Genomic DNA, 15780 nt, shown 5'->3' on the forward strand with positions numbered 1-15780 from the left:
GCGATGCGTGCTTCCCCGATCACGCCGACCGTCGATTTCGACGCGGACGGCGAACAACACGGCTTCCTGAAGCTGCCTTACTCGCGCGACGATTCCGCGTGGGGTGCGATCATGATTCCGGTGACCGTCGTGAAGCGCGGCGACGGGCCGACGGTGTTGCTGACCGGCGGCAATCACGGCGACGAATACGAAGGGCCGGTCGCGCTGTCGAAGCTCGCCGGCTCGCTGAAGGCGGCCGACGTGACCGGCCGCGTGATCGTCGTGCCGTTCATGAACTACCCGGCGTTCCGCGCCGGTTGCCGCACGTCGCCGATCGATGCGGGCAACCTCAATCGCAGCTTCCCGGGCCGACCGGACGGCACGGTGACCGAGAAGATCGCCGACTACTTCCAGCGCCACCTGCTGCCGCTCGCGACGCACGTGCTCGACATTCACGCGGGCGGGCGCACGCTCGACTTCGTGCCGTTCGCGGCGATTCACGTGCTGCAGGATCGCGACCAGGAAGCGCGCTGCGAGCGCGCGATGCGTGCGTTCGGCGCGCCGTATTCGATGCGCATGCTGGAACTCGACAGCGTCGGCCTGTACGACAGCGCGGCCGAGGAAGCAGGCAAGGTGTTCGTGTCGACCGAGCTCGGTGGCGGCGGCACGTCGACGGCGGCAAGCGTCGCGATCGCCGAGCGCGGCGTGTATGGATTGCTTGCGCATGCGGGCGTGATCGCCAAGGACGTCATCGATGGCAACGCGCCGCGTACGACGACGCTGCTCGACATGCCGGACGGCTCTTGCTACACGACGAGCGAGCATCACGGGCTGCTCGAGATGTGCCGCGATCTCGGCAGCGAGGTCAAGGCCGGCGACGTGCTCGCGCGCGTGCACGACATCGACCGCACGGGCGTCACGCCCATCGAGTACGTCGCACGGCGGCGCGGGCTGCTCGCGGCCCGGCACTTCCCGGGCATCGTGCAACCGGGCGACACGATCGCGGTGGTCGCCGACATCGTCGAGCGCAACATCCCGGTCGCCGTATAAGGACGCGCACGACGTGATCAAGCTCGACCGATACGACCTCGCGATCCTGCGCTTGCTCGAGCGCGACGGGCGCATCACGAAGTCGAAGCTCGCGGAAGCCGTGAACCTGTCGATTTCGCCCGCATGGGAGCGCGTGCGCAAGCTCGAGGAAAGCGGCGTGATCCGCGGCTATCGCGCGGACGTCGACTGGATCGGCGCGTTCTCCGGCAGCCGCATCGTCGTCGAAGTGACGCTGTCGCGGCACACCGCGCCCGACATGCGGCGCTTCGAGGATCGCGTGGCCGCCGCGCCCGAAGTCGCGCAGTGCTATGCGACGGGCGGTGGCGTCGACTACGTGCTGCACGTGGTCGCGCGCGACATCGACCATTACCAGCGCTTCATCGATGCGTTGCTGATGGAAGACCTCGGCATCGAGCGCTACTTCACGTACATCGTGACGAAGGTCGTGAAGTGCGGCTCCGGCGGCGCGCCGGACTGGCTGTAAAAGTTCGCGCCGGCGCGCGGCAATACGGAAAAAACCGGCATTTCCCGCCGTGCAAACCGAAATTTCCGCATGCGCGGGCGCGACACAATGAAGTTCGTGCCCACCAACCAGGAGACGCAGCATGCTGCCCGGACACCCCGTTCTGTTCAAGTCGACCTGCTACGTCGATGGTCGCTGGATCCACAGCGACAGTGCCGCGACGGTCGCCGTCGTGAACCCCGCCGATCAGGCCGTGATCGGCCACGTGCCGATGCTCGAACGCGCGCAGATCGTCGGTGCCGTCGACGCCGCGCAGCGCGCGTACGACACCTGGCGCTGGACGCCGCAGGCCGCACGCAGCGCGGCATTGCTGCGCTGGCATGCGCTGATCCTGCGTCACGTCGACGATCTGGCCGCGCTGCTGTCGCTGGAACAGGGCAAGCCGCTGGCCGAAGCGCGCGGCGAGATCCGCTATGCGGCGAGCTTCGTCGAATGGTTCGCGAACGAGGCGAAGCGTGTCGCGGGCCGCACGATTCCGACGCATATCGACGGCGCGCATCTCGGCACCGTGATGGAACCGGTCGGCGTCGCGGCGCTGATCACGCCGTGGAATTTCCCGGCCGCGATGATCACGCGCAAGGCGGCGGCCGCGATCGCGGTCGGTTGTACCGTGGTCGTGAAGCCCGCGCACGAAACGCCGTTCTCGGCGCTCGCGCTCGCGCAGCTCGCCGACGAGGCCGGCTTCCCGGCCGGCGTGTTCAACGTGGTGCTCGGCGAGCCGCAGATGGCGATGGAAACGCTGGTCGGCGATACGCGTGTGCGTGCGGTCAGCTTCACCGGCTCGACGCGGGTCGGGCGGCTCGTGACCGAAACCGCCGCGAAGGCCGGCATCCGCAAGATCGCGCTCGAACTGGGCGGCAACGCGCCGTTCATCGTGACCGAGGATGCGGATCTCGACCAGGCGGTGCGGATTGCCGTCGGCGCGAAGTTCCAGACGTCCGGCCAGGACTGCTGCGCGGCGAACCGGATTCTCGTCGCGCGACCGCTGTACGACGCGTTCGTCGAACGGTATGCGAACGCGGTGCGCGTGCTGAAGACGGGGCCTGCGTTCGAGCAAGGCGTCGACGTCGGTCCGCTGGTGCATCAGGCCGCGTTCGACGCGACCGTCGCACGCGTCGACGATGCGCGGGCACGCGGCGCGCGCATCGTCGCGGGCGGCCGGCCGCACGCGCTCGGCGGCTGGTTCTACGAGCCGACCGTGATCGCGGATGCCGCGCCGGGCATGCGCGTGGTCGACGAGGAAAACTTCGCGCCGATCTCGGCCGTCTGCGCGTTCGACACGCTCGACGAAGCGGTAGAAACGGCCAACGACACCGAGTACGGGCTCGCCGCGTACGTATGCGCGACGCGCATCGACACGATCTTCCAGCTCGTGCGGCGGCTCGATTTCGCGATGGTGTCGGTCAACGGCGTGAAATTCACCGGCGCGCCGATCCCGTTCGGCGGGATGAAGGCGTCGGGACTCGGGCGCGAAGGCGGCGCCGAAGGCTTCGAGCCGTTCACCGAAACCAAGTACTTCTGCCTCGGCAATCTCGGCCTGCCTGTCGCGGCGACGGCCTGACCCATTCAAAGGAGCACATCATGACAAAATCGATCGACGTACTGCTGCGCGAGGACCGCGCCCACTTCATGCACCCGTCGACGCACGCGTACGACCACGAGACCGGCGCGCTGCCGGGCAAGATCGTGCGCGGCGGCGAAGGCATCCGCATCGAGGATCACCAGGGCAAGCAATATATCGACGCGTTCGCCGGCCTCTACTGCGTGAACATCGGCTACGGCCGCACCGAAGTGGCCGACGCGATGCATGAGCAGGCGAAGCAGCTCGCGTACTACCACACGTACGTCGGCCACGCGTCGGACGCGATCATCGAGCTGTCGTCGCGCATCATCGACTGGTCGCCGGCCGGGATGAAGAAGGTCTATTACGGGATGTCGGGTTCCGATGCGAACGAAACGCAGGTCAAGATCGTCTGGTACTACAACAACGTGCTCGGCCGCCCGAACAAGAAGAAGATCATCTCGCGCGAGCGCGGCTATCACGGCTCGGGCATCGTGACGGGCAGCCTCACGGGCCTGCCGAGCTTCCATCAGCATTTCGACCTGCCGATCGACCGCGTGAAGCATACGGTGTGTCCGCACTGGTATCGCAAGGCGCCGGCCGGCATGAACGAAGCGCAGTTCGTCGCGTACTGCGTCGACGAACTCGAGCAGCTGATCGCGCGCGAGGGCGCCGACACGGTCGCCGCGTTCATCGCGGAGCCGGTGATGGGCACGGGCGGCATCATCGAACCGCCGGCCGGCTACTGGCCCGCGATCCAGGCCGTGCTGCGCAAGCACGACATCCTGCTGATCTCGGACGAAGTCGTGTGCGGGTTCGGGCGTCTCGGCTCGAAGATGGGCGCGCAGCACTTCGGGATCGAGCCCGACCTGATCACGGTCGCGAAGGGGCTGACGAGCGCGTATGCGCCGCTGTCGGGCGTGATCGTCGGCGAGAGGGTGTGGGACGTGATCGCGCGCGGCTCGCAGGAACACGGGCCGATGGGGCATGGCTGGACGTATTCGGGGCACCCGGTGTGCGCGGCCGCCGCGCTCGCGAACCTTGCGATCCTGGAGCGCGAGAACCTCGTTGGCAACGCTGCGGAAGTGGGCGCGTATTTCGGCGCGAAGCTGCGCGATGCATTCGGCGCGCATCCGCTCGTCGGCGAGGTGCGCAGCGTCGGCATGCTGGCCGCGCTCGAGTTCATGGCCGACAAGGACGCGCGCACGCCGTTCGATTCCGCGCTGAAGATCGGTGCGCAGGTGTCGGCTGCCGCGTTGCAGCGCGGCGTGATCGCGCGGGCGATGCCGCATGGCGACATTCTCGGGTTTGCGCCGCCGCTCGTGATGACGCGTGCTGAAGCCGACGAGATCGTCGCGATCGTGAAGGACGCGGTGGATGAGGTCGCGGAGCGGAATCTTTCGACCGTCGCTTGATTATCAAGCGGTGCTGATGCGCGCTCCGGCGCGTGAGGTGACGCCGCCGCATGCGAGTGCGGCGGCGTCTTTTTTGCCGGTATGGTTCGCGGAAACCGTCAGCGCATCGCCTGCGGCGCGCGTCGGCTACCGGCCGTCACTCAGTAATCCCACACGACCGGGACGAAACGGAACCCGTCGCCGTGCCGCGCAACGTGCCCGATGGACGGGAACGCGACATGGGCCGCGGCCAGCAGCGCGCCGGTGTCGGCGGCTTCGTTGAACAGTGCGAGACGCACGTCGACCGCCGCGTCCGGATCGTGTTCGAAGCCGTTTTGCCAGTCGGGATTGTCGAAGTTGACTTCGAAAATCGCGTCGCCCGCGAACGTCAGCTTCTCCCCTTTCGATGCGATGTCGACCACGCAGTGGCCCGGCGTATGGCCGCCCGTCACCCGCGCCGACACGCCCGCCGCGACTTCCACGGTCCGGTCGAACGGCACGATGTTTTCGCCATAGAGTTCCACGAACGTCGCGGCCGCCTTGCGCAGCGCGGGCGGAACGGTTTCCGGCATCACCGTCTTGCTGAAGTCCGGATTTTTCCAGAACGCCACTTCCGCGGCCGATACGTGAATGCGTACGTCGGGGCGCAGCTTCGCCTTGACGCCGTCGACGTTCAGCCCGCCGACGTGATCCATGTGCATGTGCGTGATCACGATATCGGTGATCGCAGCCAGGTCGATGCCGGCCGATTCCAGACGCATCACCGAGCGCCCGGCGCGCGTGAAGTATTCGAAGCCGTCGCCCACGCCCGAATCGATCAGGATCAGGCGATCGGCGCTGCGCACGAGCGCGATGTTGAGCGCCCAGTCGAACATGTCGCGTTGCAGGAAGCGGCCGTCGAACCATGCGTTGCGATCCGCTTCGCTCACATTGGTGGACATGGTGGAAGTCGGCAGCGGCAGCACGCCGTCGCTGATCAGCACGACATCGACGTCGCCGATGCGCACGGCGTAGCGGGACGGAACGAGTTCGCCCGAAGCTTCGTTGCCCAGGGGTTCGATGACCGGCTGGACGTTGCGGATGGGTGCGTTCATGTTCAGTAATCCTGTTCGTCGAGTGAGGTAATCCGCCCTGCGCGGCGCAGCGCGGTTCGCGAGCGCGATCGTGAAGATCGCGCTTCGGTTCGCCCGGATTCCGGTTGAGGGTGAGCGTGTGAGCGATTGTAGTGACGGCCGATACATGCCGACAGCGCCGTAGGTGCGCACATCGTGTTGTCCGGACGACAACAATCCGGCGGCGGCTTCAGCCGCCCGAAATGCACATCGCCCGCCATCCGTTGCCGGACGGCGGGCGATGCGGTGGATGCCGTTTATGGGAAGCCGGGCGCCGCCGGGGCGCGGGTCAGCCCGGCTGGCCGGGGAGGGTGTCGCCGCGCAGCGAACACCCGCGCGTCTCGATCACCGCCAGCAGCGCGATCAGCCCGACCGCACAGGCGGCCATCATGTAGTACGCGGGAATCAGCGCGTTGCCGGTCTTGCCGATCAGCCAGTCGTTGACGATCGGCGCGGTGCCGCCGAACAACGACGTCGACACGTTGTACGCGATCGCCATGCCCGCATACCGGACGTGGGTCGGGAACATCGCCGGGAACATCGCGGAAATGGTGGCGAGCTGCGGCACGTAGAGCACGCCGAGCACCGCGAAGCCGATGAAGGCGCCGAGCGGACCGTGCGTCATCAGCGTGAACATCGGCACGGCCGCGACGAACAGCCCGACCAGCGAGAACCACCACATCGTCTTGCGACCGACGCGATCCGACAGCCAGCCGGCGAACGGCAGCAGCACCATCATCGCGAGCATGCCGATCAACGGAATCAGCAGCGACATGTTCTCGCTGACGCCGAGTTCCTTGTGCATGTAAGTCGGCATGTACGCGAGCAGCACGTAGTTGACGACGTTCAATGCGACGACGAGCCCGCCGAGCAGCAGCAGCGGCTTCGCATAGCGCACCAGCAGCAGCCGGATCGGCAGCGCGGCGGCGACGCTTTTCTCGCGGCGGTGCGCCTGTTCCTCGAGCTCGCGGAACACCGGCGTTTCCTCGAGGCGCGAGCGCAGGTAGAAGCCGATCAGGCCGAGCGGCGCGGCGACCAGGAACGGCAGGCGCCAGCCCCATGCATGCATCGCCGAATCGCCGAGCAGCAGCGCGAAGCCGAGCATCAGGAACGCGCCGAGCGAGAAGCCGGCGAGCGTCGCGAATTCGAGGAAGCTGCCGCACAGGCCGCGCCGCGAATCGGGCGCGTATTCGGCGATGAAGGTGGCTGCGCCGCCGTATTCGCCGCCGGTCGAGAAACCCTGCACCATGCGCAGCACGATCAGTGCGGCCGGCGTGAGCCAGCCGGCCGTCGCATAGCTCGGCAGCACGCCGACGAGCAAGGTGGCGCCCGACATCGTCAGGACGGTCAGCGCGAGCACGCGCTTGCGGCCGAGCCGGTCGCCGAGCGGGCCCCAGAACAGGCCGCCGAGCGGGCGGATCAGGAACGAGATCGCGAACGTGCCGAGCGCGAACAGCGTCGCGCTGGCCGTGTTGCCGGGAAACAGCGCAGCGGAAATATACGCGAGGCCGTACGCGTAAATGCCGTAATCGAACCATTCGGTCGCGTTACCGAGCGCGGCGGCCGTGATCGCGACCCGCGGCAGGCTATGCGGCTCGTCGCCGCGGGAAGCCGTCTCGTCCGGAACGGACGCGGCGGCGGAAACGGAAGTCCACGATGGCACGTATCGCATGAGGGGTCCTCGCTATCAGCGTGCGCCCGGGCGGGCGCCGACGAGGATCAAAGTAATCCCGCCAATTAGCGCTGCCCGATGTCATAGGACGATGTGGAGATCGGGGTTTTCCCGCGCCGTGGCGGGCGGCCCGCGGAGGCCGTGGCCGGCTCGGCGCAGCGCCGGTCGGCGAACGGCGGTAAGCTGCGCGCTGCCACGCGGGATTTCTCGGACTGTGCCGCGCGTGGCGTCCCTTTTTTCACCCTTGATCAGGAGCGCATATCGTGGCGACCTACATCGTCTTTACACGGGAAAGCACGCAGAACCAGCAGGAGCTCGACCTCTACTCGAGCCAGGTCGGCGCGACCCTTGCCGGCCATCCGGTGAAGGTGCTCGCCGCCTATGGGCCGCAGGAAATCCTCGAGGGTGAAGGCCCGGAAGGCGTCGTGATCGTCGAGTTCCCGTCGAAGGAGGCCGCGCACGCGTGGTATCACGGCCCCGAATACCAGGCGGTCGTCCGGCACCGCTTCAACGGCGCGCGCTATCGCGCGGTGCTGGTCGAAGGCGTCTGAACGCGGCCGCGCGCGCCCGTTACCGCACGTGCGGCAGCAGCGCGCGCAGCCAGTACGCGACGGCCACCGCACCGCCATCCGGCGTGCCGATCGCACGCTCGCCGAGATAGCTGGCCCGTCCCGCGCGCGGCGTCATGCGCGTCGTTTTCTCCGCGCCTCGCTCGGCCGCGTCGACGGCCGCCGTCCATGCGCTCGCGGGATCGCGATCGCTGTCGAGCGCGCGGCCGAATGCGTCGACGGCCGGCGCCAGCGCATCGAGCATCGTCCGGTCGCCGGCCTGCGCGCCGCCGAGTTCGCCGATCGAATCCACCGCCGCGCGGAACGCCGCAGCCCAGTCGCGCGGCGACGGCTCGGCGATATCGGCCAGCCGGCGCGACGCGCGCAGCAGCGCGGTCGCATAGAACGGCCCGGAGCTGCCGGCGATCGCGCGGCGCAACGCGGCGCCGAGCGCTGCCAATGCACCCGACGGCGTACCGTACGCGGTGTCGGGCAGTTCGAGGATCGCCTGCGCGGCGCGGCGCATGCTCGCGCCGAGATCGCCGTCGCCCGCTGCCGCATCGAGATCCGTCAACGTCTGCTCGTGATCGATCAGCGTTTGCGCGACCGCGTGCAGCGCCGGTTGCAGGCGCGCGGCCCATGCGCGGCCGGCCGCGTCGAGCGGCGGCGGCGGCGCGTCCTGCGACGCGGTCGCGGCCACGCGAATCTGCGTGTTCACGAGGCCGCCGCCCGGCCATGCGCGCGCCTGCGTCGGCGCGTCGAGCAGCGCCGCGCGCTCGTCGTTCAGTCGCAGCACCGAGATCGAGCAGCCCGGCATGTTCAGCGCGGACAGGAACGTGCCGGCCCACGCGCGCGCGACGACGATGCCGCGCCGGGTCAGGTTGTCGAATGCGGCGCGCAGCACGATCGCGAGTTCCATGTCCGGCGTCGCGCCGAGGCCGTTGACGAACAGCGCGACGCGCTCGTCGCGCTCGAGCACGAGATCGGCGACGATGCTCGACAGCAGCGTGTCGGCCAGCGCGTCGGCCGGTAACGGCGCGCGACGCTCGACGCCTTTCTCGCCATGGATGCCGAGGCCCAGCTCGATTTCGTGATCGGCGAGGCTGAAGCCCGACTTGTCGGCGCCCGGGATCGTGCAGCCGTCGAGCGCGACGCCCATCGTGCCGAGTTCGGCCGCCGCGTCGCGCGCGATGCTCGCGACGCGGGCAAGCGGCAGTCCGCGCGCGGCGGCGGCGCCCGCTAGCTTGTGGATCAGCACGGTGCCGGCGATCCCGCGTCGCTGGCCGCGTTCGACGCGGCCGCGCAGCGATACGTCGTCGGCGACGATGACGGTTTCGACCGGAATGCCTTCCGCACGCGCGAGCTCGGCGGCGAGCCCGAAATTGAGCCGGTCGCCGGTGTAGTTCTTCACGATCAGCAGCGCGCCGTTCGGGCCGGCGCTCGCGCGGATCGCGGCGAGCACGGCGTCGGTCGACGGCGACGTGAACACTTCGCCGCACACGGTCGCGCTCAGCATCCCTTCGCCGACATAGCCGCCGTGCGCGGGCTCGTGGCCGCTGCCGCCGCCTGACAGGATCGCGACCGGCCGCTGCGACGGCTCGGGCAGCGGCTGGCGCACGAGCACGTGCTCGTCGCCGAGGATCGCGAGATGCGGCGATTGCCGCGCGATGCCTTCCAGCATTTCTCGCACGACGTCGGACGGGCGGTTCACAAGCTTTTTCATGGCGACGGTTCCGGACGGGTGAACGGGGCTCGGCCGGACGCGCACGGGCGCCGGACGGCTTTCGTGTTGCGGAGGATCGTGCGTGTGCTGTTGCCGGTCACGGGCGGTCGTATACGACGACCTGGTGCGGCGCGGGCAACGAAGCGTACGCTTCGCGCCACGATACATCAGGTTCGGATGTTGCGACACGGATCGCGGCGCGATGGCGTCATGGCGCCATGGCGTCGGGGCGCGCGCCGGATGCCGCTATTTCAGCGCGGCGATCGCCTTCGCGCGAATCAGCCGCGCACGCAGCACGTTACGACTGACGCCGAGCAACTGCGCGGCGCGGATCTGGTTGCGATGGCTGAATTCGAACGCGACGCGCATCACGGTGTCCTCGATGCGTTCGAAGAGATTGCCGTGCCCGTCGTCGAACAGGTCGCGCAGCGCGTGTTCGAGCGCCGCCTGTGCATCGGCGGACGACTCGGCCACAGGCGCGGCAACGGCCGGCAGGCACGGCGTCGCGATCTGCAGGTCGGTGTCCTGCAGCGCATCGTGACGGCTTACGAGCAGCGCGTGATGGATCACGTTTTCCAGTTCGCGGATATTGCCGGGCCAGCCGTGGGCCTCGAGCCGGCGCTCGGCACGCGGATCGATGCGGCGCGGCCCGCCGCCGAGCCGGTCGCGGTAAAGGTCGAAGAAGTGGCGCGCGAGCGGCAGGATGTCGCCCGGCCGGTCTCGCAGCGGCGGCACCGCGAGCTGCACGACGTTGAGCCGGTAGAACAGGTCGCCACGAAATTGCCCGGCCGCGACCGCTTGCTGCAAGTCGACGTTGGTCGCCGCGACCACGCGCACGTCGACCGGAATGCCCGTGCGTGACCCGAGCCGCACGACCTCGCGTTCCTGCAGCACGCGCAGCAGCTTGACCTGCATCGCGAGCGGCAGGTCGCCGATTTCGTCGAGGAACAGCGTGCCGCCGTGCGCGGCTTCGAACCAGCCGGGCTTCGCGCTGAATGCGCCGGTAAACGCGCCTTTCTCGTGACCGAACAGCTCGCTGTCGACGAGCGTTTCGGAGAAGGCGCCGCAGTTCACCGCGACGAACGGCCCCTCGCGCCGGGCGCCGAGATCGTGCACGCGGCGTGCGATCAATTCCTTGCCGGTGCCGGTCTCGCCGACGATCAGCACGTTCGCGTCGCTCGGCGCGACGCGGCGAACCTGTTCGAGCAGCGCGAGCGAGCGCGGATCGGCGAACACCTGCGCGTGCGCGCGTGACGGCGCGTAACGTTCGGGCTGCGTGAGCACGGGCGCCGCGGCCTGAAGCGCGGCCGGGTCGCGGGAAGCGTTGACGACACGAAGATTGAGCGGGCGCGGCGATGCGGAAATGGAAGTCATGGCGATGAACCGTTGGATGGCCGGGCAATGCGGGCCGGCTGCTGCGTGGTCAGCAGAGTGTTGAACGTTTCGCCGCGCGCGAAAAGCATCGATTTCTGATAACCAAAGCGCGATTGCTGCGGAACCCGCAATGGCGCGGACGAGCGGCGGTGTCGTGACGCCTTGTCGTCGAATTCGGTGCTATCGCGTGCGATGCGCTGCTGCCTGATCAGCAGCGCATCAGCAGGCCCGCTGCATGGTGTTCATCGCGTGACGGAATATCGATGTGACGCACGAACGGGAACGCTTGTCACTGTCGCGCATGAGGCCGAGCACCATTTCTGCTGGGCGATGGCGAAAAATTTCGGGATCCAGATGACCTTTCCGTCACGCACCCGAACCGATGGCACGCTCCTTGCTGACCCGAACCGGTATCGCCGCACGGCACGCGGCTTCACCACGGGAACGCATTGCATGAGCCACACCCTGAACGTCGTCGCGATATCGGGCAGCCTGCAGCGGCCGTCGCGCACCTTGGCGCTGACCGACGCGATCGTCGCGGCGCTCGGCGCCGCGCTGCCGATCGAGACGCGGCTGATCGAACTCGGCGAGATCGGCAGCCGGCTGGCCGGCGCGCTCACGCGCGCGCAGGTGCCGGCCGATCTCGATGCGCTGATCCGCGCGATCGAGACGGCGGACGCGCTCGTCGTCGCGAGCCCGGTGTATCGCGCGTCGTACACGGGCCTCTTCAAGCACCTGTTCGACCTCGTGCGCCACGACGCGCTCATCGACGTGCCCGTGCTGCTCGCGGCCACCGGCGGCAGCGAGCGTCATGCGCTCGTGATCGACCATCAGCTGCGCCCGCTGTTCAGCTTCTTCCAGGCGCGCACGCTGCCGATCGGCGTGTACGCGTCCGAAAGCGATTTCGATCGGTACCAGATCGCGAACCCGGCGTTGCGCGAGCGCATCGCGCTCGCCGTGGCGCGCGCGGCGCCGCAACTGCGCCCGCACGCGCTTTCCGCCGCGGCCGCGTAAGCCGCTTTTTCGTTCCCCCTTCGACCAGGACACCTTCATGAGCCTTCCCGACCCTTCCGCCGACGGCGTCAAATTCGCATACTGGGTGCCGAACGTCAGCGGCGGCCTCGTCGTCAGCACGATCGAGCAGCGCACCGACTGGAGCCTCGAATACAACCAGAAGCTTGCACGCACGGCCGAGGCGGCCGGCTTCGACTACGCGCTGAGCCAGATCCGCTTCACGGCCGGCTACGGCGCCGAATACCAGCACGAGTCGGTGTCGTTCAGCCAGGCGCTGCTGCATGCGACGACGAAGCTCAAGGTGCTCGCCGCGATCCTGCCGGGGCCGTGGCATCCGGCCGTGGTCGCGAAGCAGCTCGCGACGATCGACCACATCTCGAACGGGCGCATCGCGATCAACGTCGTGAGCGGCTGGTTCAAGGGCGAATTCACCGCGATCGGCGAGCCGTGGCTCGAGCACGACGAACGCTATCGACGTTCGAAGGAATTCATCCAGGCGCTGAAGGGCATCTGGACGCAGGACAATTTCACGTTCAAGGGCGACTTCTACCGCTTCAACGATTACACGCTGAGCCCGAAGCCGGTGCAGAAGCCGCATCCGGAAATCTTCCAGGGTGGCAGCTCGCGCGCGGCGCGCGACAACGCGGCGAGCGTGTCGGACTGGTATTTCACGAACGGCAATACGCCGGAGAACCTGAAGGCGCAGATCGACGACATTCGCGCGAAGGCGGCCGCGAACGACCATCGCGTGCGGATCGGCGTCAATGCATTCGTGATCGCGCGCGACACCGAGGAAGAGGCGAAGGCCGTGCTCGACGACATCATCCGGCACGCGCACGTCGAGGCCGTGCACGCGTTCGGCGATGCGGTGAAGCAGGCCGGCAAGGCGTCGCCCGAAGGCGAGGGCAACTGGGCGAAATCGACGTTCGAGGATCTCGTGCAGTACAACGACGGCTTCCGCACGAACCTGATCGGCACGCCGCAGCAGATCGCCGAGCGGATCGTCGCGCTGAAGGCGATCGGCGTCGATCTCGTGCTGGCCGGGTTCCTGCATTTCATCGAGGAAGTCGAGTACTTCGGCAAGCGCGTGTTGCCGCTCGTGCGCGAACTCGAGGCACAGCGGCAGGCGATCGCTGCGTGACGCCGCCTGCCGCCGGCGCGTGGCCCGCGATCGTGCGGGCGCGCGCGGCGGCACGACGCTTACGCGATTCCCGCCAACTTCGACGCGTCGATCATCATCTCCACGCCGAGGCCGCCGAGCACCGCGCCCATCGCCCAGCGCTGCGCGAGCAGCAGCGTCGGGCGGCCATGCAGGAACTTCGCGAGGCTGCCCGAGCAGATCGCGACCATCCCGTTGGCCGACGCGAACGCGGCGATCAGCAGCGAGCCGAGAAACAGCGACTGGCCGAACACGCTGCCTTGCCCGTAGTCGATGAACTGCGGCAGCAGCGACACGAACAGCATCGCGAGCTTCGGGTTCAGCACGCTGGTCGTCGCGCCCATCGCGAGCAGCCGCAGCGGCTGCTCGTTCGGCAGCGTCTTCACTTCGAACGGCGAGCGGCCGCCCGGCCGCACCGCCTGCCACGCAAGGTACAGCAGATAGGTCGCGCCGACCGCGCCCAGCACGCTGCCCGCGTAGGGCACGCTCATGAACAGCGTCGTGATGCCGAACGCCGCGGCGAACATGTAGAACAGGTAACCGAGCATCACGCCGGCGAGCGACACCAGCCCGGCCGCCCGCCCTTGCGCGATCGAGCGCGACATCACGTAGACCATGTTCGGCCCCGGCGTGACCGCGAGCATGCCGCCGATGACGAGAAACCCGTAGAGCGATCCGGACGTGTGCATGTTTTCCGCTTCCTGCATCGAATGAGTGCTGACGGAGTTCATTGTCCGGCGCTGGAAGCGAACAGTAAAACGGGATAAACTGAATCGATTGATCAGTTTTTCTGAATCGACATGAAGAAGCTCGACCTCGATGTGCTCGCGATGGTGGTGGCCGTTGCGGAATCCGGATCGTTCGCGCAGGGCGCGCAAGTCGTGCACCGGTCGCCGTCGGCGGTGAGCATGCAGATCAAGACGCTGGAGGACGCGCTCGGCAAGCCGCTGTTCATTCGCGACACGCGCAACGTGACGGCGACCGACGACGGCAGGATGCTGGCCGACTACGGCCGCCGGATGCTCGCGATGCGCGACGAGGCATGGGCGTCGGTCGTGCGTCCGGAGATCCGCGGCCGCGTGACGATCGGCGTGCCCGACGATTACATCTCGTCGCTGCTGCCGCAGGTGCTCGGCAAGTTCGCCGCGATGCATCCGCGCGTGGAGGTGCGCGTGATCGGCCAGCCGAGCAGCGCGCTCGTGCCGATGCTGAAGGACAACACGGTCGATCTCGCATGCCTGACCCGCGTCAAGGGCGTGTCCGGCGAGCTGATCCGGCTCGAGCCGATCGTCTGGACGGGATCGGCGAAACGGAACGTATGGGAAGAGCGGCCGCTGCCGGTCGCGCTGTTCTCGCACGGCAGCATGGCGCGCGATCATGCGATCAAGGCGCTGAACCGGCGGAAGATTCCGTTCCGGATGTCGTATGAAAGCCCGAGCTTTCTCGGGCTGCTCAGCATGGTCGAGGCCGGCCTCGCGATCGCGCCGCTCGCACGCTGCTGCGTGCCCGATCACCTGTTGCAGCTGTCGGAGAGCCACGGGCTGCCGTCGCTCGGCGAACTCGAGGTCGTGCTTGCACGCAGCGCGCAGTCCGCGCGGCCGCCGTGCGACTACCTCGCCGAGCAGATTCTCGGTGAATGGCGCGCCTGAGGTCCGCCTACTGGCAGCGCGTCAGCACGACGCCAGCAGCCATTCCCGGAAGGCGACCAGCGACGGCAGCGTGTCGTTGCCCGGCGGGTAGACGAGGTAATAGCTGCGCTGGCTGGTAATCGCGTCGCCGATCGACACGAGCTCGCCGCGGCTCAATTCGTCCTCCACGAGCACCTTCGGCACCAGCCCGATCCCCATTCCCGCGCGCACGGCCTGGATCAGGTGCGACGTCAGCTCGAAGCTCGGGCCGACGCGCATCTGGCGATGATCGAGCCGATAGTGCGAGAACCACTCGACCCAGGCCTGCTGATTGCTCGTCACGCCCAGCAGCGTCTGCTTCGCGGCCCAGGCCGGCGTGCGCGCGTCGGCCTGGCGGCCGCGGCCCGTGTCGGGCGGCGCGATCGCGACCAGGAACTCGTTGTACAGCCGGTGCGCGTGCAGACTCGGCCAGTCGCCCGCGCCGACGGTGATCGCCGCATCGAGATCGTCGTTGAGGAAATCGATCGCGCCGATCCGTGAATGCAGGTGCACGGTCACGCCCGGATGCGCGGCGTAGAAGCCGTGCAGGTGCGGCAGCAGCCATTTCGAGCCGAAGGTCGGCAGCGTGGCCAGCCGCAGCGAGCCGGCGCCCGCCTGATGCGACATCGCCTGCAGCGTCGCGCCGCGAATGCGCCCGAGCGCGCCGCTCAGCTCGGCGAAGTAGCGGCGGCCGACTTCGGTCAGCTTGACCGAGCGGCCCTCGCGCCGGAACAGCGGCACGCCGAGTTGATCCTCGAGCGTCTGCACTTGCCGGCTGATCGCGCTCTGGCTCAGCGACAGCTCGTCGGCCGCGCGCGTGTAGCTTTCATGCCGCGCGGCGGCCTCGAATACGAGCAGCAGCGACATCGACGGGGTGAGGCGACGGTAATTCATGAGTTTTATGCAAGTTTCGCAGGGCGAGAATTCGTTTGTTTCTGGCGGAAGATCCAAAGATACTGGAATTCCCGGTTGTGCGGAAACTTGCCAAAAAATCATGTTTTGGC

The 15780-nt window shown here is 67.9% G+C and carries 14 protein-coding genes; 8 read left to right on the top strand and 6 right to left on the bottom strand.

Going from position 1 to position 15780, the window contains the following annotated elements; all coding sequences use genetic code 11:
* The first annotated feature begins 3 nt into the window (after positions 1-3).
* The 4 genes from doeB (at position 4) to J8I35_RS00155 (ending at position 4528) form a co-directional block, all read left to right on the top strand.
* Complete coding sequence (gene doeB / locus J8I35_RS00140) at positions 4-1029, top strand: N(2)-acetyl-L-2,4-diaminobutanoate deacetylase DoeB (RefSeq protein ID WP_124651813.1); 1026 nt, start codon at positions 4-6, stop codon at positions 1027-1029.
* A 13-nt stretch (positions 1030-1042) separates the two neighbouring features.
* Positions 1043-1513 carry an Lrp/AsnC family transcriptional regulator gene (locus tag J8I35_RS00145; protein WP_034208857.1) on the top strand — a complete coding sequence of 157 codons (471 nt, stop codon included), beginning with the start codon at positions 1043-1045 and terminating at the stop codon, positions 1511-1513.
* Between the two features lie 121 nt (positions 1514-1634).
* Positions 1635-3113, top strand: coding sequence for an NAD-dependent succinate-semialdehyde dehydrogenase (locus tag J8I35_RS00150; RefSeq protein ID WP_209924168.1), 1479 nt, complete (start codon positions 1635-1637; stop codon positions 3111-3113).
* Positions 3114-3133: 20 nt separating this feature from the next.
* Positions 3134-4528, top strand: a complete 1395-nt coding sequence (locus J8I35_RS00155; protein ID WP_124651809.1) for an aspartate aminotransferase family protein — start codon at positions 3134-3136, stop codon at positions 4526-4528.
* A gap of 140 nt (positions 4529-4668) precedes the next feature.
* On the opposite strand, the gene J8I35_RS00160 is transcribed toward J8I35_RS00155, so the two are convergent.
* Both J8I35_RS00160 and J8I35_RS00165 read right to left on the bottom strand, forming a co-directional pair.
* Positions 4669-5601 (bottom strand): MBL fold metallo-hydrolase, encoded by a 933-nt coding sequence (locus tag J8I35_RS00160; protein WP_209924169.1) that lies wholly within the window; start codon positions 5599-5601, stop codon positions 4669-4671.
* A gap of 307 nt (positions 5602-5908) precedes the next feature.
* Positions 5909-7291 carry an MFS transporter gene (locus J8I35_RS00165; protein ID WP_209924170.1) on the bottom strand — a complete coding sequence of 461 codons (1383 nt, stop codon included), beginning with the start codon at positions 7289-7291 and terminating at the stop codon, positions 5909-5911.
* A 263-nt stretch (positions 7292-7554) separates the two neighbouring features.
* Here J8I35_RS00165 and J8I35_RS00170 point away from each other — a divergent pair, with 263 nt between their 5' ends.
* The gene (locus J8I35_RS00170; protein WP_209924171.1) at positions 7555-7842 is read left to right on the top strand and encodes a DUF1330 domain-containing protein; all 288 of its coding nucleotides are present in this window, start codon (positions 7555-7557) and stop codon (positions 7840-7842) included.
* A 19-nt stretch (positions 7843-7861) separates the two neighbouring features.
* On the opposite strand, the gene dhaL is transcribed toward J8I35_RS00170, so the two are convergent.
* Positions 7862-9562 (bottom strand): dihydroxyacetone kinase subunit DhaL, encoded by a 1701-nt coding sequence (dhaL, locus tag J8I35_RS00175; protein ID WP_209924172.1) that lies wholly within the window; start codon positions 9560-9562, stop codon positions 7862-7864.
* A 246-nt stretch (positions 9563-9808) separates the two neighbouring features.
* Positions 9809-10936 carry a sigma 54-interacting transcriptional regulator gene (locus tag J8I35_RS00180; RefSeq protein WP_209924173.1) on the bottom strand — a complete coding sequence of 376 codons (1128 nt, stop codon included), beginning with the start codon at positions 10934-10936 and terminating at the stop codon, positions 9809-9811.
* Positions 10937-11389: 453 nt separating this feature from the next.
* Between J8I35_RS00180 and msuE the strand changes: the two genes are divergently transcribed.
* Both msuE and sfnG read left to right on the top strand, forming a co-directional pair.
* Positions 11390-11950, top strand: coding sequence for an FMN reductase (gene msuE / locus J8I35_RS00185; protein WP_089490148.1), 561 nt, complete (start codon positions 11390-11392; stop codon positions 11948-11950).
* Positions 11951-11987: 37 nt separating this feature from the next.
* Complete coding sequence (gene sfnG, locus J8I35_RS00190) at positions 11988-13091, top strand: dimethylsulfone monooxygenase SfnG (RefSeq protein ID WP_050015642.1); 1104 nt, start codon at positions 11988-11990, stop codon at positions 13089-13091.
* A gap of 59 nt (positions 13092-13150) precedes the next feature.
* Here sfnG and J8I35_RS00195 read toward each other — a convergent pair whose 3' ends face one another.
* A complete protein-coding gene (locus J8I35_RS00195; protein ID WP_050015704.1) occupies positions 13151-13798 on the bottom strand; it encodes a LysE family translocator in 648 nt (215 codons plus the stop codon).
* 111 nt (positions 13799-13909) lie between these two features.
* On the opposite strand from J8I35_RS00195, the gene J8I35_RS00200 reads away from it, so the two are divergent.
* Positions 13910-14758, top strand: coding sequence for a LysR substrate-binding domain-containing protein (locus J8I35_RS00200; protein WP_050015640.1), 849 nt, complete (start codon positions 13910-13912; stop codon positions 14756-14758).
* 21 nt (positions 14759-14779) lie between these two features.
* On the opposite strand, the gene J8I35_RS00205 is transcribed toward J8I35_RS00200, so the two are convergent.
* Positions 14780-15670: a LysR substrate-binding domain-containing protein gene (locus J8I35_RS00205; protein ID WP_209924174.1), complete on the bottom strand. Its 891-nt coding sequence runs from the start codon at positions 15668-15670 to the stop codon at positions 14780-14782.
* Positions 15671-15780: the final 110 nt, after the last annotated feature.

The organism is Burkholderia sp. CpTa8-5, assembly GCF_017815045.1.
In the GTDB taxonomy this organism is placed as follows: Bacteria; Pseudomonadota; Gammaproteobacteria; order Burkholderiales; family Burkholderiaceae; genus Burkholderia; species Burkholderia sola.

Excerpts from the sequence above, each read along its gene's own strand:
- msuE (WP_089490148.1), top strand. The coding sequence starts at position 11,390 with ATGAGCCACACCCTGAACGTCGTCGCGATATCGGGCAGCCTGCAGCGG.
- J8I35_RS00150 (WP_209924168.1), top strand. The coding sequence starts at position 1,635 with ATGCTGCCCGGACACCCCGTTCTGTTCAAGTCGACCTGCTACGTCGAT.
- sfnG (WP_050015642.1), top strand. The coding sequence starts at position 11,988 with ATGAGCCTTCCCGACCCTTCCGCCGACGGCGTCAAATTCGCATACTGG.
- J8I35_RS00205 (WP_209924174.1), bottom strand. The coding sequence starts at position 15,670 with ATGAATTACCGTCGCCTCACCCCGTCGATGTCGCTGCTGCTCGTATTC.
- dhaL (WP_209924172.1), bottom strand. The coding sequence starts at position 9,562 with ATGAAAAAGCTTGTGAACCGCCCGTCCGACGTCGTGCGAGAAATGCTG.
- J8I35_RS00155 (WP_124651809.1), top strand. The coding sequence starts at position 3,134 with ATGACAAAATCGATCGACGTACTGCTGCGCGAGGACCGCGCCCACTTC.
- J8I35_RS00160 (WP_209924169.1), bottom strand. The coding sequence starts at position 5,601 with ATGAACGCACCCATCCGCAACGTCCAGCCGGTCATCGAACCCCTGGGC.
- doeB (WP_124651813.1), top strand. The coding sequence starts at position 4 with ATGCGTGCTTCCCCGATCACGCCGACCGTCGATTTCGACGCGGACGGC.
- J8I35_RS00180 (WP_209924173.1), bottom strand. The coding sequence starts at position 10,936 with ATGACTTCCATTTCCGCATCGCCGCGCCCGCTCAATCTTCGTGTCGTC.
- J8I35_RS00195 (WP_050015704.1), bottom strand. The coding sequence starts at position 13,798 with ATGCACACGTCCGGATCGCTCTACGGGTTTCTCGTCATCGGCGGCATG.
- J8I35_RS00200 (WP_050015640.1), top strand. The coding sequence starts at position 13,910 with ATGAAGAAGCTCGACCTCGATGTGCTCGCGATGGTGGTGGCCGTTGCG.
- J8I35_RS00165 (WP_209924170.1), bottom strand. The coding sequence starts at position 7,291 with ATGCGATACGTGCCATCGTGGACTTCCGTTTCCGCCGCCGCGTCCGTT.